This is a genomic window from Bradyrhizobium huanghuaihaiense, assembly GCF_007830635.1.
In the GTDB taxonomy this organism is placed as follows: domain Bacteria; phylum Pseudomonadota; class Alphaproteobacteria; order Rhizobiales; family Xanthobacteraceae; genus Bradyrhizobium; species Bradyrhizobium huanghuaihaiense.
In genome coordinates, this window is record NZ_VLLA01000001.1 from 212526 (window position 1) to 234396 (window position 21871).

Below are 21871 nucleotides of genomic sequence, written 5' to 3' on the forward strand. Positions count from 1 at the left end.
CTGATAGCGCAAGGCTTGTAATCGGGGTGGTTCCGTGAGCCCAGCGTTTGTGATCGAGAGGGCACCGCCACATTGGCCGATATGACCGAAATTGCCGCATCCGACTTCCGCCACGCGCAGCGGCACATCCGCCTCGACACCATTCTGCGGCTGCGCTGGCTCGCGGTGCTGGGCCAGCTCGCTGCGATCTTCATCGTGGCGCAGGGGCTGGAGTTCAACGTCGAGATCGTCCCCTGCGTCAGCATCATCGCGCTGTCGGCTGCGCTCAATCTGGGCCTCCAGACCGCTGCCAATCCGATGCAGCGGCTGGAGCCGATGCAGGCGGCCGGCCTGCTGGCGCTGAACATCGTGGAGCTGGCGGGGCTGTTGTTCTTCACAGGCGGACTGCAGAACCCGTTCTCGTTCCTGTTTCTCGCACCCGTGCTGATCTCGGCGACGGCGCTGCCGGCCCGCTTCACCTTCGGCCTCGGCCTGCTCGCCGTCGCCTGCGCTTCCGTGCTGTTCTTCTTCCATCTGCCGCTGCCCTGGGATTCCGACGATCCGCTGGTGCTGCCGCCGATCTATCTCGTCGGCGTCTGGCTCTCGATCGTGCTCGCGATCGGCGTCACCAGCCTCTACTCGTTCCAGGTGACCGAGGAGGCGCGCAAGCTCGCGGACGCGCTGGCCGCGACCGAGCTGGTGCTGACGCGCGAGCAGCATCTGACCCAGCTCGACGGCCTCGCCGCCGCGGCCGCGCACGAGCTCGGCACGCCGCTCGCGACCATCTTCCTGATCTCGCGCGAGCTGGAAAAGACGGTGAAGGATCCGATCTTTGCCGCAGACCTGAAGACGCTGCGCGAGCAGACCCAGCGCTGCCGCGACATCCTCAGCAAGATCACCCAGCTCTCCTCCACCGGCGCACCGTTCGACCGCATGAAGCTGTCGGAGCTGATCGAGGAGGTGGTGGCTCCGCACCGCGATTTCGGCGTCGACATCAAGGTGCGGATCGCAGTGGCCGCGGCCGCCGAGCCGGTCGGCTCTCGCAACCCGGCGATCCTCTACGGATTCGGCAACATCGTCGAGAATGCCGTCGATTTCGCCCACACCACCGTCGAGGTGAACGCCTGGTGGAACAAGGACACGATCGAACTCCTGATCTCCGACGACGGCCCGGGTATTCCGCCGGACATCCTCAACCGGATCGGCGAGCCGTATCTGTCGCGGCGACGCACCCAGGATGACGGCGGCGGCGAGCGGCGCGGCCTCGGCCTCGGCGTGTTCATCGCACGCACGCTGCTCGAACGCACCGGCGCCAAGGTCTCGTTTACCAACCGGATCTTCCCGGAACACGGCGCGGTGGTGCACATCACGTGGCCCAGGCCGCGTTTTGAGGCTATCGAGACGCTCGAAGAAACAATAGGATAGACCGCGACCTTGCGTCGCACAAATGGGCCGATCGACCATTGGCGGCCTTGGCACCGCCCGATTGCGAGGCCATATGTAAACGCGCTGGAGAGAGGACAACACCTTGAACGCCATCGCCGAACTGAATGAACAGGCCGACCGCTCGCTTCTCATCGTGGAGGACGACAAGCCGTTTCTGGAGCGCTTGTCGCGCGCGATGGAGACCCGCGGCTTTTCGGTGACGTCGTGCGACACCGTCTCGGACGGTCTCGCGCAGATCGGCAAGGCAGCACCCGCATTCGCGGTTGTCGACTTGCGGCTCGGTGACGGCAATGGTCTCGACGTGGTCTCGGCGCTGAAGAAGAAGCGCCCGGATGCACGCGCGATCGTGCTGACCGGCTATGGCAACATCGCCACCGCCGTGACCGCGGTGAAGATGGGCGCGATCGATTATCTCTCGAAGCCCGCGGATGCCGACGACGTCGTCGCGGCACTGCTCTCGACCAGCGCGGAGAAGTCCGAGCTGCCGACCAACCCGATGTCCGCCGACCGCGTGCGCTGGGAGCACATCCAGCGCATCTACGAGATGTGCAACCGCAACGTCTCGGAAACGGCGCGCCGGCTCAACATGCACCGGCGCACGCTGCAACGTATTTTGGCCAAGCGCGCGCCAAGGTAATTTCCGCGCTCCACTCTCTTTCACCGTCACCCTGAGGTGGCCGCCTCTTCGGCGGCCCTCGAAGGGCGACGGCCCGGCTGCATCGGGGCCGTGCATCCTTCGAGGCTCGCTGCGCTCGCACCTCAGGATGACGGGTCGGCAGATCGCGTAGGAAACAGGTCTCGTAGGGTGGGCAAAGGCGCGCAGCGCCGTGCCCACCATTTCTCTCCGATCATGATCGACTGGTTTGGTGGGCACGCTTGGCTTTGCCCACCCTACGGCAGCTCGTGCCCCGGACGCGGCGCAGCACGAAGTGATGCGCTGCAGAGCCGGGGCCCACGCTTCAGTTTGAGTTGCCGCCTTCTGGGTCCCGGCTCAGCGCAGCAACGCTACGCGTTGCAGCGCGTCCGGGACACGAGAGCGTCCTACTCCCAGAAATCCGCATGCCCTTGCGGATCGACCAGGCGATTGATCCGAAGCGCCGCCGCCATCGCGAACCGCACCGTCATCTGCTTGCGCGTGGCGGCGGCGAGCTTGTGCTCGGGCGCCTCGCAATGCATGTGCGCAGCGTAGGCGTCTGCGATGATCAGGCCGGTGTCTTCAGGAAAAATCTCGCAGGGCAGATCCTGCGTGAAGGCGAAGAACAGCCGGTCGCAATGGGCGCGGTATTCGTGCCATTTCTGGTCGGCGCGCAAATCCTCGACCGACGACTTGATCTCGACGATCCAGATCTCGCCGCGCTCGTTCAGCGCCACGAGATCCGCGCGCCGGCCCGAGGGCAGCGGCAATTCGCTGATGCAGGTGAAGCCGAGCGAACGTAACAGCCGCGCCGTGCCGCGCGCGATCGCGAGCGCCGTTTCCGACTGGCGGCGGTCCGGCGGCGGCACGAGGGCGATGCGGGCGGTGTTGTCCATGGCGGGAGGTTAGCCGATTCCATTCCCGATGTCGTCCCGGCGTAGGCCGGGACCCATACCCACAGGGAGAGTTTGGCGAAGACTTGTGGTGGGCCATTCCGCGGTACGAATACCGCGCTCCATCGATAGATCACGCGGTATGGGTCCCGGCCTGCGCCGGGACGACACTCGGGAACCTCCCCTTCCCCACGCACTTATCACGCAGCCGCCGTACCTCGGCGGAACCACCGGCTGCGCGCGCATGATCGACGATCTCTGGTACAAGAACGGCGTGATCTATTGCCTCTCCGTCGGCTCCTATATGGACTCCAACGGCGACGGTATCGGCGACTTCAAGGGCCTCTTGCGCCGGCTCGATTATCTGCACGGCCTCGGCATCACCACGATCTGGCTGATGCCGTTCCAGACCTCCCCCGGCCGCGACGACGGCTACGACATCGCCGATTATTACAGCGTCGATTCCCGCTATGGCACGCTCGGCGATTTCGTCGAGTTCGCCCACGGCTGCAAGCAGCGCGGCATCCGAATCATCATCGACCTCGTCGTCAACCACACCTCCGACCAGCATCACTGGTTCAAGGAGGCGCGGCGCGACAAGAGCTCGCCCTATCGCGACTGGTATGTCTGGTCCGACAAGAAGCCGGCCGGCGCCAACAAGGGCATGGTGTTTCCCGGCGTGCAGAAATCCACCTGGACGCGCGACAAGGAAGCCGGCGCGTATTACTTCCATCGCTTCTACGATTTCCAGCCCGATCTCAACACGTCGAATCCGCACGTGCAGGCCGAGATCCTCAAGATCATGGGCTTCTGGATTCAGCTCGGCGTCTCCGGCTTCCGCATGGACGCCGTGCCCTTCATCATCGCAACCAAGGGCGCGAAGGTGAAGAAGCCGGTCGAGCAATACGAGATGCTGCGCGCCTTCCGCGAATTCCTGCAATGGCGGCAGGGCGACGCGATCATCCTCGCCGAAGCCAATGTGCTGCCGAAAACCGACATGGAATATTTCGGCCGCGATGCCGACCGCATGCACATGATGTTCAACTTCCACGTCAACCAGCACCTGTTCTATGCGCTGGCGTCCGCGGATTCCCGTCCGCTGGCCAAGGCGCTGAAAGCAACGAAACCGCGGCCGGCCTCGGCGCAATGGGGCCTGTTCCTGCGCAATCACGACGAGCTCGATCTCGGCAGGCTGACCAAGGCGCAGCGCGACACGGTGTTCAAATGCTTCGGTCCCGACAAGGACATGCAGCTCTACGACCGCGGCATCCGCCGCCGCCTCGCGCCGATGCTGGGCGGCGACCGGCGGCGGCTCGAGCTCGCCTACAGCCTGATGTGCACGCTGCCGGGAACGCCTGTGATCCGTTACGGCGACGAGATCGCGATGGGCGACGATCTCTCGCAGCCCGAGCGCAATTGCGCGCGCACGCCGATGCAATGGTCGACCGAGCCGCATGGCGGCTTCACCAAGAGCGACAAGCCGGCCTGCCCTGTCATCGACGGGGGACCTTACGGCTTTCCACACGTCAACGTCGCCAAGCAGCGGCGCGATCCCAACTCCATGCTGAACTGGACCGAGCGCATCGTCCGCATGCGGAAGGAAGTGCCGGAGGTCGGCTGGGGCGATTTCACGGTGATTCCCGTTCGCGATCCCGCGGTCTTCATCATGCGCTACGACTGGCGCAACAATTCCGTGCTGTTCGTGCACAATCTCGACGAAAAGCCGCGCGAGATCGCGTTCTCGGCGGGACTATCAGGCGAGACCGGCGCGCACCTCATCAATCTGCTCGCGGAAGACCACAGCCACGCCGACAAGCGCGGCCAGCACCGCGTGGTGCTGGAGCCCTATGGCTATCGCTGGTACCGCGTCGGCGGGCTGGATTATCTGCTGAAGCGAAGCGATATCGACGAAGCGACGGTGCGGGGGAAGAAGCGTGCGGGGTGATGACGCTGCGTGCATCGCTGTAGTCACATCCTCCACTGTCGTCCCCGCGAAGGCGGGGACCCATAACCACAGGGAGTTGTTTGAGGCACAAGCGGTCACTCCGAGTCTTCGCCAAACTACTCCCTGTGGTTATGGGTCCCGGGCTCGCGACTGCGTCGCGCCCCGGGACGACGGTTAGGGTGATTGCACCACCACCCCCTCATTCCCGCGCAGATCCAGCACACCCTCCAGCCGCTCCCCCTCGCGATCCAGAAACGTCGAAATCAAAATCTCGCTGCCGAACCTTATCGCACTCGTCGTCACCGCGATCGGCTCCGGCCCCAGATTGAGCGCCACGATCACCGCCCTGTCTCCGGCTACGCGGCGATAGATCAGGAGATCGCCTTGCGCCGCGATCGGATGATAGTCGCCGGCGACCAGCGGCAGGCATTCGCTTCGCAACGCGATCAGACGCTTGTAGAGGCTGAGGATCGAGCGCGGATCGGCTTCGAGATTGGCGACGTTGTTGTGGATATGGTCCTCCGGCAGCGGCAGCCATGGCCTTACACCGGAGAAGCCGCTGGTCTGCGACGAATCCCACTGCATCGGCGTGCGGCAGCCGTCGCGGCCAACACCGATGCCGGGCACGTTCTTCTCGAAGGGATCGCGCGCGTCCTCCGGCGCGATGGCAAGCTGATGCATGCCGATCTCGTCGCCATAGTAAAGCGTCGGCGTGCCGCGCAAGGTCAGCAGCAGCATGGCGGCGACGCGGGCCTGCTCGGAACCGACCCGGCTCGCCACGCGCGGGCGATCGTGATTGCCGAGCACCCAGTTCGGCCAGGCCCTCTTCGGCAGCGCCTTCTCGTAATCCTCGATGATCGTCTCGATCGAGCGCGCGCTCCAGAAGGTCGAGAGCAGCGCGAAATTGAACGGCATCTGCGCACCCGTGAGGTCGTTGCCGTAATAGGCCATCAGGCGGTGCAGCGGCAGATAGATCTCGCCGATCAAGACGCGCGCGCGATATGCATCGGTGACGCGCCGCATCTCGGCGATGACGTCATGCACCTCGTCCTGGTCGGTGGAATATTGCGTGAGGATCTTCTCGTTCGGCGGCCGACCCTCGACATAATGCGGGTTCGGCGGATTGTCGCGGAATTCGGCGTCCTTGATCAGGTGCCAGATCACGTCGACGCGAAAGCCGTCGACGCCCTTCTCCAGCCAGAACCGCATCACGTCGTAGATCGCGGCGCGGACATCGGGATTGCGCCAATTGAGGTCCGGCTGCTGGGCGAGGAAGGCGTGGTAGTAATACTGCCCCGTGGTCTCGTCGAACGCCCACGCGCTGCCGCCGAACTCGGAGAGCCAGTTGTTCGGCGCGCTGCCATCCGGCTTCGGATCGCGCCAGATGTACCAGTCGCGTTTGGGATTGTCGCGCGAAGAGCGGCTCTCGACGAACCAGGGATGCTGGTCCGAGGTGTGGTTCGGCACGAGGTCGAGGATCAGCTTGAGGCCGCTGTCATGGGCGGCGGCGAGCAGCGCGTCGAAATCCGTCATGGTGCCGAACAGCGGCTCGATGCCGGTATAGTCGGAGATGTCGTAGCCGAAATCGGCCATCGGCGAGGGAAAGATCGGCGACAGCCAGATCGCGTCGACGCCGAGTGATTTCACATAAGGCAGCCGCCTTAGGATGCCGGCGAGGTCACCGACGCCGTCACCGTCGCTGTCCTGAAAGGAGCGCGGATAGATCTGATAGAAGACGCCGTCGCGCCACCAATTGTCGTCGCTCTGAGCCAAGATCGTCCCCCGAATGTACTTCGCGCGGACAGCAACGCCGGATCGCGCCAACGGTTCACGAGAAGGGGACAAACCAACAGGGCTTTGGGACGGCGATGTGACGCGTGCAGCGCGGCAGGCCGTCCTCTGACGCCGCAGGCCCAGGGTTCCCCGGGAAACGCCGCAATTTCGCGGCAGTTGCGCCTACGTTCCGGCCACAACCCACCGCGATGCCAGTGGAACCTTGGTTCCGAGGGACGAAACCACTGGAGGGACCCATGAGGTCACGCATCACACTGTGCTCGCTCGCCTTCGCTCTCGCCACCCTGCCGCTCTCGACCTCTCCTGCCTTCGCCAAGCCGACCGTCGAGGTCGCCTTCGTGCTCGACACCACGGGCTCGATGGCGCGCCTCATCGAGGGCGCCAAGCGAAAAATCTGGTCGATCGCCACGACGATCGTCGATTCCAATCCGGACGCCGATATCCGCATGGGCCTCGTCGCCTATCGCGACATCGGTGACGATTACGTGACGTCGAAGATCGAGCTGACCCGCGACATTCAGGATCTCTACGCCAATCTCCTGGAGTTGAAGGCGCGCGGCGGCGGCGACTGGCCGGAAAGCGTCAACGAGGCGCTCGATGTTGCCGTCAACAAGCTGCAATGGACGACGGGCAGCGACGTCAGGCACATCGTGTTTCTGGTCGGCGATGCGCCGCCGCACATGGACTATGCGCAGGACACCAAATATCCGACGACGCTCGCGGTCGCCAAGCAGAAGGACATCATCGTCAATGCCGTGCTCGCCGGCGATGCCCGCGACACCGAGCGGGTGTGGCGTGACATCGCGCAGATCGGCAACGGCCGCTTCATCCCGATTCCGCAGGACGGCGGGCAGATCGTCATCATCGAGACCCCGTACGACCAGGACATCATCATCCTGCAGCAGCAGCTCAACGGCACGGTGATCCCCTATGGCCCGCGCGAGCGGCAGAAGCATACCGAGCTGAAGATGCGGCAGTCGGCCAGCGTGGCGGCCTCTGCACCGTCAACGGCCGCCGACATGGCGAGCTATATCGGCAAGCGATCCGCATCGACCGCGGAAGCCGTGACCGGCGGCGGCGATCTCGTCGCCGATGCCGCCAAGGGCAGGACAAGCGTTACCGCGGTCGCTGAGGCCGACCTGCCCGAGAATCTGCGCGCGATGAAACCCGAGCAGCGTGAGGCCGAGGTATCCAAGCAGATCGAGCAGCGAAAGGCGCTGAACGAGAAGCTCGCTGCGCTGGTCGCCAAGCGTGACAAGTACATCGCCGATCAGGCGGTGAAGTCACCGAAGACGTCGTCCTTCGACGGGGTCGTGCAGGAGACGTTGAAGGCGCAGATCAAGCGGTAACAGCGGCGCCCCCGGGGACGGCCTGCCGTTCCCTCGGGGGCGGTCTGCCGTTCCCTCGGGGACGGTCTGCCGTTCCCCGGCGGGCACGCACGACTATTTTGCTTGGCGCCGCAGCAAAAATCGGCATTGTGGCGCCATGACCGAGCAAAATGACACCCAAGATTCCTCGCAGGACTCCTCGCAAGCCAAGGCGGGCGCGATCATCGTTCCCGTGACGCTGTTCGAGCAGAACTGCACCATCATCTGGGACGAGCCCAGCAAGAAGGCCGTGGTGATCGATCCCGGCGGCGATGTGCCGAAGATCCTGGATGCGATCAAGCAGACCGGCGTCACCGTGGAGAAGATCTGGCTGACCCACGGCCATATCGACCATGTCGGCGGCGCGGCGGACCTGCGCGATGCGCTGAAGGTGCCGATCGAGGGGCCGCATCAGGCCGACAAGTTCCTGCTCGACAACGTGGTCGAGAGCGGCGCGCGCTTCGGCATGACCGGCGTGCGCAATTTCGCGCCGGACCGCTGGCTCGAGGAAGGCGACAGCGTGTCGATCGGCGGCCTGTCGTTCGACATCCTGCACTGCCCCGGCCACTCGCCGGGCAGCGTGGTGTTCTTCAACAAGGACCTGCGCTTTGCCCATGTCGGCGACGTCTTGTTCGCGGGCTCGGTGGGACGCACGGACCTGCCCGGCGGCAGTCACGCGACGCTGATCGACTCGATCAAGACGAAGTTGCTGCCGCTCGGCGACGATGTCGGCTTCATCTGCGGCCACGGCGCCGGCTCGAGCATCGGCCAGGAGCGGATGACCAATCCGTTCATCACCGGCGAGATGTAGCTTTTTACTCAGCGGCGTCTGCGAGCGCCGCTGTCTCGCCGAGGTTTCGTTCACCCCATTCGCGGATCGCTGCGACCACGGGGACGAAGCTCCTACCCTTCCGCGTCAGGCGATACTCCACCTTCGGCGGCACCTCGCCAAAATCCTTGCGGTCGATCAGGCCGCTCATCGTCAGCGCCTTCAATTCGCGGCTGAGCACGCGCGGGGTGATCTCGGCACTGCCTTCAGCGCCGCGCAGCAGGCCGCTCCTGATCTCGCCGTAGCGGCGCGGGCCGTCCTTGAGATCCCAGACGATGCGCAGCTTGTACTTGCCGCTGATCATCTTCTGAAACGCCGCGACCGGACAGGCGCGCGGCGGGATCGCTCTTGCCTTCGCCATGTCGTCTCCTCCATGCGCCAGCCAAGCCAGATGCGAGGATAGGATCGATCGCGAAAAAGTCCATACTATCAATTTTGTCCATACTTGCGAGAACGCGCGCAAGGCGCAGATGATGACGCACATGACGAACAGGGAGCGTCACATGAAGCACTTCATGATCAGATACCAGTTCAAGAACGGTACGACGGAGGAATGGCACCGGGAGATCGGCCGCTTCATCAAGGCGATCGACGGCGATCCGGAACTGAAGGGTCGGATCGGCTATCGCGTCCTGAAGGCCCGCGACGACGGCAGCTATTTCCACCTCGCCAGCGTCAGCGACGATGCAGCGCAGAAGGCTTTGCAATCGCGCGACTTCTTCAGGGCCTATCAGGAGACGACGCGGAAAGTCGCCGGCGGCGAGGTGACGGTGACGCCGATCGAGGTGATCGATCAGACGGGGTAGTCGCTGACGCGATTGGCGCCGCTACAAACTCCGCCGTCGTCCCGGACAAGCGCAAGCGCAGATCCGGGACCCATAACCACAAGGAGATGTGGTTACGGGGACTAGGAGTTACGCCTTCGCGCCTCACTTGGTTCTGGGAGTATGGGTCCCAGATCGGCGCGCGCTTGGGGCGCGCTTGTCCGGGACGACAGCGCAGTTTGTATCGCTTACGGGACGACAGAGGAGCTACTTCATCAATCCCGCCGCCGTCAGGGCGCGCGTGATGATCTGGCCGAGATCGAAGCCGCGGGATGCCTCCTGCTTCGGCTCGGCCGCTTCTTCGGCGACCTTCGCGCGGATCGAGCGGGCGAGATGCGGAGCGGGTGAGCGCGCCGGAGCCGCTTTTGCCGGAGTAGCAGGCTTCGCCGCCTTCTTCGCCTCCGCGATCCAGCCGGTCAGGCCGAAGAACTTCGCGATGTGATAGGACGAGGAGATGCCGGCCTCGATCAGGAACGCGCCCTCTATGCCGTAGCGCTGGTCGTTGTCGGCCAGCCCAAGCGGCGTGCCGTGGGCCATGTCGGTGATGGCGTAGGACTCGACCAGCGTCTCGCCGTCCTTGTTCCACCAGGCCTGGCGCGGATAGCCGTCGACATTGGTCTCGGCCATCGGCACGGCGGGCAGATCGTGCAGGTCGAGCCACTGCTTGACGATCTCGTTGGCATTGCCGGGATTGACGGTGCGGTCGGCGCTGCCGTGCCACACCGAGATCCTCGGCCAGGGACCGCGATGGTTCGAGGCGCGCCGCACGAAATCGCCGAGTTCGCGATCGGGCCTCTGCGGCGAATAAAACATACCGTCCAGCGCCTCGCGCAAGTTCGACGCGATGCCGTAAGGCAGTCCGGCGATGATCGCGCCAGCCGCAAAGACTTCCGGATAGGTCGCGAGCATCACCGACGTCATGCCGCCACCGGCGGAGAGGCCGGTGATGAAGATGCGCCTGGGATCGATGCGATGTGCATCCGCCATATGCGCGATCATCTCGCGGATCGAGCGCGCTTCGCCGCTGTCCCGCGCGGTGTCTTCCGGATTGAACCAGTTGAAGCAGGTGTTGCCGTTGTTGACGCGCTGCTGCTCGGGCATCAGCAGCGCAAAGCCGTAATGCCGCGCGAGCGTCGACCAGCCGGCACCGAGATCGTAACCCGCCGCCGTCTGTCCGCAGCCATGCAGCACGACGACCAGCGCGCGCGGCTTCTGCAGCTGCGCCGGCACGAACGCGAACATGCGCAAGGCGCCGGGATTGTCGCCGAAGCCCGTGATCTCTTCCAGCGGGCTGGATGAATCAGGGCTCCGGCCGAACTCGGCAAGGCGCAGACCGTCCAGCTTCGGCAGACGTCTCAACAAATCGACATTTCTTGCTAACGACACGGCAATTTCCTGGTGGGCGACGTTCAACGTACAGCCCAACCAGATAGTTGCTGCATTGCGAAATAAAAAGGCCGTGTGCTGTCGATCTCGCGAAAATCACTGGAAATTCAGCAGAAATCCGCACGCATTAACCGCAATGCTTCAACTTGATGCAGATGCGCGGCGCATCCACGTCAGAAATACGGTGCAGATCATGATTAACGTCACAAACAGCGCGAGCGAGACGAGAAATCCTGCGCGCGCTGATTGCAATGATTCGATCGCAAAGAATACCGCGCCGATTGCGGCCACTCCGGCCGCATTTCCGATCTGTGCCGTCGTGCCGTACATGCCGGAGGCCGAGCCTGCGGCGACAGGTTTGACAGTCGAGAGCACGGCGCCGGACAGCGGGGCCATCACGAGTCCCTGGCCATATCCGAAGATGCTCATGGTGAGCGCGAGTGCGAGCGGCGACGGCGTGTCAACATAGAGCACAAGAAGCGCGAGCGCGCCGAGGCCTGCGATCTGCAACGCGCAGCCTTCGATCAGCACCTTGGTGCCGCGATGCCGCGCCCTCGCGCCGCTGTGACGCGAGGCCACGACGAAAGCGATGGCAAGTGGAATGGAGGCCATGCCGGCCACAAGCGGCGGAATCTTCAGGCCGCGCTGCATGAACAGCGTCATGACCAGATAGAACGACAGGTTGGCGACGAAGAAAAAGAAGGCTGCGCCAAGCCCGCGCAGAAAAGCCGCGTCCGCCAGCAGCGTGAGGTCGATCAGCGGCATGCCGCCGGCTCGCGCGACCGCACGTTCGAGCTTCAGGAAGGCCGCGAGGATCACGCCCCCGATCGCCATCACGGCCCACAGCCATGGCGCCCAGCCGACATCATGACCGAACAGCAGCGGCCCGATCAGGCACAACAATCCCGCGAACAACACCATGCTGCCCTTGACGTCGGGCCTGGTCCCGGCCCGTCGTGGCACCGACGGCATGATGCGCCAGGCGGCCGCGGCGATGACGAGGCCAAAGGGAACGTTGACGAAGAACACCGACCGCCAGCCGGTGCCGGCGAGATCGAGCGACACGAGAACGCCGCCGAGCAGGAAGCCCGCGGCGCCCGCAAGCCCGAGCACGATACCGTAGACGGCGAAGGCGCGGCTGCGCGTCTCGTCGGTGAACAAAAGATGCAACGTCGCCAGCACCTGCGGCACCATCAGCGCCGCGGTCGCGCCCTGCGCCAGCCGCGCCATGATCAGCTCGACGCCGGATTGCGCAAGGCCACACCACAGCGAGGTCGCCGTGAAGCCGAGTACGCCGGCCAGGAAGACAGTCTTGGTGCCGTGGATGTCGCCGAGCCGGCCGCCGGTGACGACCAGCGTGGCATAGGCGATCAGATAGATCGCGATGACGGATTCGATCTGCGCCGGCGACGCCTTCAGATCCACCGCGATGGTGGGGATCGCGACGTTCACGATGAAGGCATCGACGCCGAACATGAACTGGGCGGCGACGACGATCGCCAGCACCCACCAGCGGCGGGTCGAGTCGATTGGCTTTGTGACGGTTTGATGCATTTTCGCGCGAACCTTCGGCGATTTATTTGCGCGCAAGCCTCGCAAATCGCGGTCATCCGCGCGATTACCTCGGAGGTAGGACTTGTCGCTTTGGCCCGATTGCTGCATGTCGGTTCCCGCTGGATTTGCAGGGGTTCGGAAGTCTTCCGATGTACGACTACGACATGGTGGTGATCGGCTCGGGCCCGTCGGGGCGCCGGGCCGCGGTGCAATGCGCCAAGCTCGGCAAGTCCGTGCTGGTGGTGGAGAAAGGCCGGCGGGTCGGCGGCGTCTCCGTCCACACCGGCACCATCCCCTCGAAGACACTGCGCGAAACCGTGCTGAACCTGTCCGGCTGGCGCGAGCGCGGCTTTTACGGCCGCTCCTATCGGGTGAAGCAGGACATCGCGGCCAGCGACCTGATGACCCGGCTGCAGAAGACGCTCGATCACGAGGTCGAGGTGCTCGAGCATCAGTTCAGCCGCAACCTCGTCCGCACCGCCAATGGCGAGGCGCGCCTGGTCTCGCCGCATGAGGTCGAGATCACGAGCTCAATCGGCGAGACCAAGGTGGTGTCCGCCGCCTTCATCCTGATCGCCTGCGGCACGCGCCCGTTCCGCCCCGACTACGTGCCGTTCGACGGCACCAGCGTGCTCGACAGCGACGAGATCATCGAGCTGCCGAAACTGCCACGCAGCCTCGCCGTGATCGGCGCCGGCGTGATCGGCGTCGAATACGCCACCATCTTCAGCGCACTCGACGTGCCCGTGACCCTGATCGAGCCGCGGCCGACCTTCCTCGATTTCATCGACAAGGAATTGATCGACGAGTTCATGCACGAGCTGCGCGATCGCAATGTCGCGCTGCGGCTCGGCTCCAAGGTGACGTCGATCGAGAAGAATGCGCAGGGTCACATCGTCACGCATCTGTCGGACGGGCGCCACGTCACCACGGAAATGCTGCTGTTCGCCGCGGGCCGTGTCGGCGCCACCGACCGGCTCAACCTCGAGGCCGCCGGCATCGCGGTCGACCACCGCGGCCGCATCACGGTCGATCCTGTCACGTTGCAGACCAGCGTGCCGCACATCTACGCCGCCGGCGACGTGATCGGCTTTCCGAGCCTTGCCTCGACGTCGATGGAGCAGGGCCGCGTCGCGGCCTGCCATGCGCTCGGCATGGAGCCCTTGGCGCCGCCGGAGTTCTTTCCCTACGGCATCTATTCGGTGCCGGAAATCTCGACCGCCGGTCTCACCGAGGAAGAGGTGCGCACGCGCGGCATTCCCTACGAGGTCGGCATCGCCCGCTTCCGCGAGACCTCGCGCGGCCACATCATGGGGCTGAACAGCGGCATGATGAAGATGATCTTCTCGACCAAGACCCGCCGCCTGCTCGGCGTGCATATTCTGGGCGAAGGCGCCACCGAGCTGATCCATATCGGTCAGGCCGTCCTGAACCTCAAGGGCACGATCGACTATTTCATCCAGAACACGTTCAACTATCCGACGCTGGCCGAGGCCTACAAGATCGCCGGCCTGGATGCGTGGAACAGGATGACGCGGTAGCGGCGGGCTTTCGCCTCTCCCCGCACGCGGGGAGAGGCCGGAATTCAAACGCAGTTTGAATTCCGGGTGAGGGGGACTCTCCGCGAGTCGCGCTGTCCATTGGAACGTCGCCCCCTCAGCACGTCATTGCGAGCGCAGCGAAGCAATCCAGAATCCCTCCGCGGAAAGACTCTGGATTGCTTCGCTGCGCTCGCAATGACGGTGTTGGGGCTGTCTCGAAACCGAACTACCTCCGTCCCCGGGAGACTCCCCCTCACCCCAACCCTCCCCCCGTAAGAACGGGGAGAGGGAGAAGCGGCAACGTCAGCACATAGCTGCATTCCGCTGCGCGGGACATCGCGTGATTGCGTTCGCTAGTCCCAGCACGTAGCTTCACCGTCTCAACAAACAGAAAATTCAGCCGGAGAGAACGCCATGGCGCGCCTGAAGTTCGGAGCCTTCCTTGCCCCGCATCACCCGATCGGGGAGCATCCGATGCTGCAGTTCCGGCGCGATCTCGACCTCGTCGAGCAGCTGGACGCGTTGGGGTATGATGAGTTCTGGTGCGGCGAGCATCATTCCTCCGGATGGGAGATGATCGCTTCGCCCGAGATGTTCCTGGCGGCCGCCGGCGAGCGCACCAAGCGGATCAAGCTCGGCACCGGCGTCATCTCGCTGCCCTATCACCATCCCTTCAACGTCGCCCAGCGCATGGTCCAGCTCGACCACATGACCGGCGGCCGCGCCATCTTCGGCTCAGGTCCCGGCGCGCTCGCCTCGGACGCGCACACGCTCGGCATCGACCCGATGACGCAGCGCGACCGCCAGGACGAGGCGATCGGCGTGATCCGCCGCCTGTTCAACGGCGAGCGGGTCACGGCGAAGAGCGACTGGTTCACCATGAACGACGCGGCGCTGCAGATCCTCCCCTTGCAGGAGGAGATGCCGTTCGTGGTGGCGTCGCAGATCTCGCCGTCGGGCATGACGCTCGCCGGCAAATACGGCATCGGCATCATCTCGCTGGGCTCGATGACGACGCAGGGCCTGATGTCGCTGCAACAGCAATGGCAGTTCGCCGAGGATGCCGCCAAGAAGCACGGCACCAAGGTCAACCGCGCCGACTGGCGCGTGCTGCTGACCTTCCATATCGCCGAGACCCGCGAGCAGGCCCGCCGCGAGGCCGGCGCCGGGCTGATGCGCTGGCACAACGAATATAATGTCGGCACGCTGCAACGGCCGGGCCTCACCGCGTTCTCCTCGCCGGATGAAGCCGTGGACAACACCGCTTTCGTCGAGGGCGCGGCGTCCACCATCGGCACGCCGGACGATCTCGTCAAAACCATCAAGAACGTGATGGAGGTGTCCGGCGGCGTCGGTGCCATCATTGGCTTCGTGCACGACTGGGCCAATCCGGAAAATACACGCCGGAGCTGGGACATGGTCGCGCGCTACGTCGTGCCGGAGATCAACGGCTATATCGACGGACTGCGCAAGTCGCAAAAATTCGTGATCGAGAACCGCGCGATCTTCGAGCGCGCGGGCCAGGCCGTGATGGCCAAGATCATGGAGAACGAGAAGGCCGCCGAGGCGCTGAAGGTCACCGGCGTCGGCCGCGTCGCCATTCCCGCCGTCAACGCGCCGGATCTGCAGAAGGAAGCGGCGAAGCGGTAGGTTTTATCGGCAAGGCCCATCTCCACTCGTCGTCCCGGACAAGCGCGCTCAAAGCGCGCGCAGATCCGGGACCCATAGCCACAGGGAGCAATTTGTCGCGAGCTGACAATCGCGAGTCTTCGCCAAACACAATTCGGTGGTTATGGGTCCCGGCCCCCGTGCGCAATTGCGCACTAGGCCGGGACGACGGTGCGTGTTGTGATTTGCGCGCAAGACAACTGTCACGTCATCCTTCGCGGATTGTGCTATGTAGGCAGGGCCAACCGGAGCAATCCTCATGTCGATGCAGAATGTGGCCGCCCCTGCGCTTCCGTTCACCGCACCGAGGCGTAACGAGCTGACGCACATTCCCGGCGACGAGGGCTGGCCGATCATCGGCAAGACCTTTCAGGTGCTCGCCGACCCCAAGGGGCATATCGAGGCCAACGGCGCCAAGTACGGCCCGGTCTACCGCACCCATGTGTTCGGCGAGACCAACGTCGTGCTGCTCGGACCCGAGGCCAACGAGCTCGTGATGTTCGACCAGCAGAAACTGTTCTCCTCGACCCATGGCTGGAACAAGGTGCTGGGCCTGTTGTTTCCGCGCGGGCTGATGCTGCTCGATTTCGACGAGCACCGTCTGCATCGCAAGACGCTGTCGGTCGCGTTCAAGTCCGGGCCGATGAAATCCTATCTCAGCGACCTCGACCGCGGCATTGCCGCGCGCGTCGCGCAGTGGAAGGCGAAGCCCGGCGAGATGCAGCTCTATCCGGCGATGAAGCAGCTGACGCTCGATCTTGCCGCCGCATCCTTCCTCGGCGCCGACATCGGGCCGGAAGTCGACGAGATCAACCGCGCCTTCGTCGACATGGTCGCCGCCGCCGTCGCTCCGATCCGCAAGCCCCTGCCCGGCACGCAGATGGCCGCGGGCGTGAAGGGGCGCAAGCGCATCGTCGCCTATTTCCGTCAGCAGATCCCGCTCCGCCGCGGCAATCACGGCGGCGACGACCTGTTCTCGCAGCTCTGCCGCGCCACCCATGAAGACGGCGCGCTGCTGTCCGAGCAGGACATCATCGACCATATGAGCTTCCTGATGATGGCCGCGCACGACACGCTGACCTCGTCGCTCACCTCCTTCATTGGCGAGCTCGCCGCGAACCCGGACTGGCAGGACAGGCTGCGCGCGGAGGTTCTGGCGCTCGGGCTTGCCCCTGATGCCCCCAGCAGCTTCGACGATCTCGAAAAGATGCCGCTGTCGGAGATGGCGTTCAAGGAAGCGCTGCGGATCAAGCCGCCGGTGCCTTCGATGCCGCGCCGGGCGATGCGCGATTTCACCTTCAAGGGCTATACGATTCCCGCCGGCACTGCGGTCGGCGTCAATCCACTCTATACCCATCACATGAAGGACATCTGGCCCGAGCCGGATCGCTTCGATCCCTTGCGCTTCACCGAGGAAGCCCAGCGTGGCCGCCACCGCTTCGCCTGGGTCCCGTTCGGCGGCGGCGCCCATATGTGCCTCGGCCTGCACTTCGCCTACATGCAGGCGAAGTGCTTCGCGCGGCACTTTTTACAGAACATCGAGGTGTCGCTGGCGCCGGGGTACAAGCCGGACTGGCAGATGTGGCCGATCCCGAAGCCGCGAGACGGGCTGCGGGTGACGGTGAAGGCGGTGTGAGATTTCTCGTGTCCCGGACGCGCGAAGCGCGAGCCGGGACCCAGAAAGCCAGAGGGTAAGTTGCGGCTGGATGGGCCCCGGCTCTGCGGTGCGGCACTTCGCGCCGCAGAGCGTCCGGGGCACGAGAGTCTCGTAGGGTGGGCAAAGCGAAGCGTGCCCACCCTCTCTCTCTATTTGAACACGATGGTGGGCACGGCGCGCGAAGGGCGCGCCTTTGCCCACCCTACGGCGCTACGGCTTCGCCGCCCGTAGCTCCTACGCCCCCTGATCGAATGCCTTGCGCAAGGCGCTCAAGCCCTGCTGCTGCTGGCTCCAGTTGCGGCCGCCGGTCATGGCGCCGTCGATGACGAGGTCGTGGCCGTTGATGAAGCTGGATTCGTCGCTCGCCAGGAACACCGCGGCATGGGCGATGTCATCAGGAAGACCTGCGCGCGGGATCGGCTGCGCGGTCTTGTAGACCTCGCGCATCACGGCCGGCGTCTTCTCCGCGGCATCGGTCGACAGCCCCAGCGCCTTGCCGAAAATGCCGGTCGCGATCGCACCGGGCGAGATCGAGTTGACACGCACGTTGGACTCGCCGAGCTCCATCGCCACGCATTTTGTGAGATGGATCACCGCAGCCTTGGCCGCGCCGTAAACGATGGACGAGGAAAACCCGGCGAGGCGGCCAGCAATGCTGCCATTGTTGATGATGCTGCCAAAACCCTGCTTCTTCATATAAGGCGCGGCGTGCTTCATGCCGAGCATGACACTGCGCACCAGCGTCGCCATCGCCGCGTCGAAGCGGTCGACCTCGAGACCCTCGATGCCGCCGGTCTGCGCCGGGCCGCCGGCATTGTTGAACAGGCAATCGATCCGGCCGAACCTCTCCACCGCGAGCGCGATCAGCGCCTGCATCTGCGCTTCGACCGTCACGTCGGTCTGGCGGAAGACGCAGTTTTCCCCGAGCTGCCTCGCCAGCGCCTCGCCTTCCGGTATGCGCCGCCCGGCGATCACAATTTTGGCACCTTCGGCAACGAAGACTTCAGCAGTCCGCAGTCCGATCCCGCTGGTTGCGCCCGTGATCACCGCCACCTTGCCGTCTAGCCTGCCCATGGAATGTCCCTGCTTTCGAACCCCTTGACGCCAAACGGCGAACACCGATCGACGACGGCACCGCGACAGTCGGCGCCGCGACGGTCACTATTCCTGCCGGCTTCCGACAAGGCAAGCTTTGCTTGCGCGCCCGACATGCGTAACATTCAAGGCGGCCGCACGTCGCAACCGGGCTGCGCATGGAGAAGCTGATCGAGGAGTTCCGCAAAGGCTGGCAGGGCGTGGCGCCGCCGTCGCTCGGCCTGAGCATTGGCTTTGCGATCACCTGCCTGCTGGTTGCGACGCTGGCGCGCTGGGGCCTCGCGCATGTCCGGCCCGACGTCTATTTCACCCCCTATTTTCCGGCCGTGTTCTTCGCCGCCGCCTTCGGAGGCTTCCGCATCGGCATCGTGACCGCGATCGTCGGCGGCGTGCTCGGCGTGGTCCTGAATTTCAGCGATGCCATTGCCGACAACGCCCGCTTTGCCCTGCTGGCGCTGTACTGGGTGGTCTGCGCGCTCACCATCTGGGGCGTCGAACATTATCGTACGCTCCTGATCGAGCAGCGCCGGATCTCGAAGCGCCTGATCGAGGAGGAAGAGTATCGCAAGCTGCTGGTCGACGAGCTCCAGCACCGGCTGAAGAACAAGCTCTCGACCGTGCACGCCGTGATTCATCAGGTGCTGCACGACCAGCCACAGGTCTGGGCCCGGATCGATCCGCGGCTGCGTTCGCTGGCCACGACCGACGATCTGATCTCCAGGATCGACAAGGGGGGCTGCGATATCCGCGACCTCTTGATCGCCGAGCTCGGGCCCTACGGCCATGTCCGCTTCACCCTCAACGGCGACCGGCTGTTCCTGCCGCCGAAGCTCGCGGTCACGCTGTCATTGATGTTTCACGAGCTCGCCACCAATGCAGGAAAGTATGGCGCATTCTCCGCGCCCCGCGGTCTGTTGCAGGTGTCATGGACCGTCAGCGAGGACCGCCTGACCGTCACCTGGGACGAAACCGAAGGGCCGAGCGTGGACAAGGTGTCCGAGCCCGGCTTCGGCACCAAGCTGCTGAAATCGGCCCTTTCGGCTTTCGATGGCAGGACCGAGATCTCCTATCTCAAGTCCGGCCTGCATTGCATCATGCAATGCCGCATCCCCAAGGGCGGCTAGACTCGAAACAAACGAAAGAGGAGCGCGCGCAGGTCACGCGCGCTTTCGCGCGTGCCGTTGACGCTCTGTTAATGACGATTTTCTGCGCGCGTCGCATCGCCGCAAGTTTCGTCAACGACACCCCCGTATTTCTCCGCACCCCTTAACCAAACTTAAGAGGGAACTGCGCATGATTGCGTGCATTGCAAAGGCGCGCTGAACAACAAGATTCATGACTTCTATGAACGACAACAAATATTCCGGCGCGAATGAAGCCGAACTCGGATTTCTCAAGGAAATCGTTAGAATGCTGCCGGCGGGCCTGACCGTGCAGGACGCCCATGGCGAGCTTCTGCTGGTTAACGATGCTGCAGCCGCCCAGCTCGGCATGGACGGCAGCCGTCCCTCGCCGGATCTGGCGCCGCGCCGCGAAGCCTGCCGCAAGGCGCTGAGCGCCGGCCAGGCCATCGTCACCGAGGAAGCGCTTCACGACGGCGCCGCACGCCAGGTGCTGCTCACGACCCATCGTCCCGTTCGCCTCGCCGGACGCGAGCTCCTGATCTCGGCCTCCTCCGACATCACCGAGCAGAAGAATTTCGAGGACCAGCTGTTCCGCTCGGCCTATTTCGACGAGCTGACCGGCCTGCCCTCGCGCCGCGTGATCGAGCATCGCGCCAACAGCCTGCTCGCACACGATCGCAGCAGTGAGCGCTTTGCGCTGGCCTTTCTCGACGTCGACAATTTCAAGCACATCAACGACTATTACGGCCACGCCGTGGGCGATGCGCTGCTGGTCGAGCTGTCGAAGCGGCTCGGGCGGGACCTGCGCGATTCCGACATGCTGTCGCGCATCTCCGGCGACGAATTCCTGCTGCTGCTCTCTCCGATCCAGAGCCAGGAGGAAGTCGCCGAGTTCATGCAATCGACGCTGGAGCGGCTGACCGCGCCGTTCTTCATCGACCATTCGGAAGTCTTCGCCTCGACCTCGGTCGGCATCAGCCTCTATCCCGACCACGGGCGCAGCTTCGAGACGCTGCGGCAGAACGCCGACATCGCGATGTACCGGATCAAGAACAACGGCAAGGGTCTGGCCGCGTTCTTCGACGCCAGCATGGAGCGCGAGGCGCTGGCGCGGAGCAAGATCGAGCAGTCGCTGCGGCTCGCCATCCTGGAGAAGCGCTTCTGCTGCGCCTTCCAGTCCAAGGTCGACATCCGCACGCAGGCCGTGAAGGGCATCGAGGCCCTGGTGCGCCTGCGCGACGACGAAGGCGTGATTCAGGCGCCGGGCTCGTTCATCAATCTCGCCGGCGAGCTCGGCCTGATCGACGAGCTGACCCATCTCGTGCTCGCCGAGATCGTCAAGTCGATCGACCTGATCAACGACACCTTCGGCGCGGAAGCGACCATCAGCATCAACGTCGCCGCCAAGCAGGCCGGCAATCCCGAGTTCATGCGCAGCTTCGCGCGGGCGCTGGAGGAGACCGGCTTTCCGCAGCGCTTCATGATCGAGGTGACGGAAGACGCCTTCGTCGCCAAGAATCATTTCCAGGCCGAGATCCTGCCGATGTTCCGCAAGCTCGGCGTCGGCATCTCGATCGACGATTTCGGCACCGGCTACTCCTCGCTTTCGGCGCTCGCGGACATCACCGCGGACGAGATCAAGATCGACCGCTCCTTCATCACTGATATCCACAAGCGCCCGCGCAGCCAGGGCATTCTGCGCGCGATCGAATCCTTGAGCGAAGCGCTCGGCATCACCGTGATCGCCGAGGGCCTCGAATCCTACGAGGAGCTGGCTTATCTCCAGGCCGCGACCAAGATCCGCTACGCGCAGGGCTATTACTTCTCCCGCCCGATCTTCCTGGAGGAGCTGAAGCTCGCAACACCGGTCTCCAGCGAAGCCCGCGGCAGCGTCGCCAGCCGCCCGATGCAACAGAACCGTCAGGGCTATTCGCGGGCGAGCGGGTATCGACGGTAGGGGGCCGCTCCACAATCTCCGCCGTCGTCCCGGGGCGCGCAAAGCGCGAACCCGGGACCCATAACCACAGGAAGAAGTGACGGAGCGAGTTGGTAACCACGAGTCTTCGCCAAACCACTTCCTATGGTTATGGGTCCCGGATCTGCGCTTCGCTTGTCCGGGACGACAGCGGAGAATG

General features: G+C 64.4%; 17 protein-coding genes. 11 read left to right on the plus strand and 6 right to left on the minus strand.

The genetic code is table 11. From position 1 onward, the window contains the following. The first annotated feature begins 81 nt into the window (after positions 1-81). Both IQ16_RS00945 and IQ16_RS00950 read left to right on the plus strand, forming a co-directional pair. On the plus strand, positions 82-1404 hold the full coding sequence (locus IQ16_RS00945; protein WP_018644327.1) for an ActS/PrrB/RegB family redox-sensitive histidine kinase: 1323 nt from the start codon (positions 82-84) through the stop codon (positions 1402-1404). Positions 1405-1507: 103 nt separating this feature from the next. Beyond that, complete coding sequence (locus IQ16_RS00950) at positions 1508-2062, plus strand: ActR/PrrA/RegA family redox response regulator transcription factor (protein WP_018644326.1); 555 nt, start codon at positions 1508-1510, stop codon at positions 2060-2062. A gap of 404 nt (positions 2063-2466) precedes the next feature. On the opposite strand, the gene IQ16_RS00960 is transcribed toward IQ16_RS00950, so the two are convergent. Beyond that, complete coding sequence (locus IQ16_RS00960; protein WP_018644325.1) at positions 2467-2955, minus strand: MmcB family DNA repair protein; 489 nt, start codon at positions 2953-2955, stop codon at positions 2467-2469. Positions 2956-3196: 241 nt separating this feature from the next. Here IQ16_RS00960 and IQ16_RS00965 point away from each other — a divergent pair, with 241 nt between their 5' ends. Further along, complete coding sequence (locus tag IQ16_RS00965) at positions 3197-4897, plus strand: alpha-amylase family protein (RefSeq protein ID WP_018644324.1); 1701 nt, start codon at positions 3197-3199, stop codon at positions 4895-4897. Between the two features lie 174 nt (positions 4898-5071). Here the strand turns inward: IQ16_RS00965 and IQ16_RS00970 are convergent, their stop codons facing one another. Beyond that, on the minus strand, positions 5072-6670 hold the full coding sequence (locus tag IQ16_RS00970; RefSeq protein ID WP_018644323.1) for an alpha-amylase family glycosyl hydrolase: 1599 nt from the start codon (positions 6668-6670) through the stop codon (positions 5072-5074). Positions 6671-6927: 257 nt separating this feature from the next. Here IQ16_RS00970 and IQ16_RS00975 point away from each other — a divergent pair, with 257 nt between their 5' ends. Together IQ16_RS00975 and IQ16_RS00980 are read left to right on the plus strand one after the other, a co-directional pair. After that, a complete protein-coding gene (locus tag IQ16_RS00975; RefSeq protein WP_018644322.1) occupies positions 6928-8040 on the plus strand; it encodes a vWA domain-containing protein in 1113 nt (370 codons plus the stop codon). A gap of 136 nt (positions 8041-8176) precedes the next feature. Next, on the plus strand, positions 8177-8869 hold the full coding sequence (locus IQ16_RS00980; RefSeq protein WP_018644321.1) for an MBL fold metallo-hydrolase: 693 nt from the start codon (positions 8177-8179) through the stop codon (positions 8867-8869). 4 nt (positions 8870-8873) lie between these two features. Here the strand turns inward: IQ16_RS00980 and IQ16_RS00985 are convergent, their stop codons facing one another. Next, positions 8874-9248, minus strand: coding sequence for a winged helix-turn-helix transcriptional regulator (locus IQ16_RS00985; protein WP_018644320.1), 375 nt, complete (start codon positions 9246-9248; stop codon positions 8874-8876). 142 nt (positions 9249-9390) lie between these two features. Between IQ16_RS00985 and IQ16_RS00990 the strand changes: the two genes are divergently transcribed. After that, entirely contained in the window at positions 9391-9693 is a 303-nt protein-coding gene (locus IQ16_RS00990; protein ID WP_145831151.1) for a hypothetical protein, read from the plus strand. Positions 9694-9918: 225 nt separating this feature from the next. On the opposite strand, the gene IQ16_RS00995 is transcribed toward IQ16_RS00990, so the two are convergent. Together IQ16_RS00995 and IQ16_RS01000 are read right to left on the minus strand one after the other, a co-directional pair. Then, complete coding sequence (locus tag IQ16_RS00995) at positions 9919-11097, minus strand: extracellular catalytic domain type 1 short-chain-length polyhydroxyalkanoate depolymerase (protein WP_026312189.1); 1179 nt, start codon at positions 11095-11097, stop codon at positions 9919-9921. 141 nt (positions 11098-11238) lie between these two features. Continuing rightward, the gene (locus IQ16_RS01000) at positions 11239-12651 is read right to left on the minus strand and encodes an MFS transporter (protein WP_018644317.1); all 1413 of its coding nucleotides are present in this window, start codon (positions 12649-12651) and stop codon (positions 11239-11241) included. Between the two features lie 149 nt (positions 12652-12800). Between IQ16_RS01000 and sthA the strand changes: the two genes are divergently transcribed. The 3 genes from sthA (at position 12801) to IQ16_RS01020 (ending at position 17496) form a co-directional block, all read left to right on the plus strand. Then, complete coding sequence (gene sthA / locus IQ16_RS01005) at positions 12801-14192, plus strand: Si-specific NAD(P)(+) transhydrogenase (RefSeq protein ID WP_018644316.1); 1392 nt, start codon at positions 12801-12803, stop codon at positions 14190-14192. Positions 14193-14606: 414 nt separating this feature from the next. Then, on the plus strand, positions 14607-15842 hold the full coding sequence (locus IQ16_RS01015) for an LLM class flavin-dependent oxidoreductase (RefSeq protein WP_018644315.1): 1236 nt from the start codon (positions 14607-14609) through the stop codon (positions 15840-15842). 277 nt (positions 15843-16119) lie between these two features. Beyond that, a complete protein-coding gene (locus tag IQ16_RS01020) occupies positions 16120-17496 on the plus strand; it encodes a cytochrome P450 (protein ID WP_018644314.1) in 1377 nt (458 codons plus the stop codon). Positions 17497-17751: 255 nt separating this feature from the next. Here IQ16_RS01020 and IQ16_RS01025 read toward each other — a convergent pair whose 3' ends face one another. Next, positions 17752-18591: an SDR family NAD(P)-dependent oxidoreductase gene (locus tag IQ16_RS01025; protein ID WP_018644313.1), complete on the minus strand. Its 840-nt coding sequence runs from the start codon at positions 18589-18591 to the stop codon at positions 17752-17754. 179 nt (positions 18592-18770) lie between these two features. On the opposite strand from IQ16_RS01025, the gene IQ16_RS01030 reads away from it, so the two are divergent. Both IQ16_RS01030 and IQ16_RS01035 read left to right on the plus strand, forming a co-directional pair. Then, positions 18771-19736, plus strand: a complete 966-nt coding sequence (locus IQ16_RS01030; RefSeq protein WP_018644312.1) for a sensor histidine kinase — start codon at positions 18771-18773, stop codon at positions 19734-19736. Between the two features lie 220 nt (positions 19737-19956). After that, positions 19957-21693 (plus strand): putative bifunctional diguanylate cyclase/phosphodiesterase, encoded by a 1737-nt coding sequence (locus IQ16_RS01035; RefSeq protein ID WP_026312188.1) that lies wholly within the window; start codon positions 19957-19959, stop codon positions 21691-21693. The last annotated feature ends 178 nt before the right edge of the window (positions 21694-21871 follow it).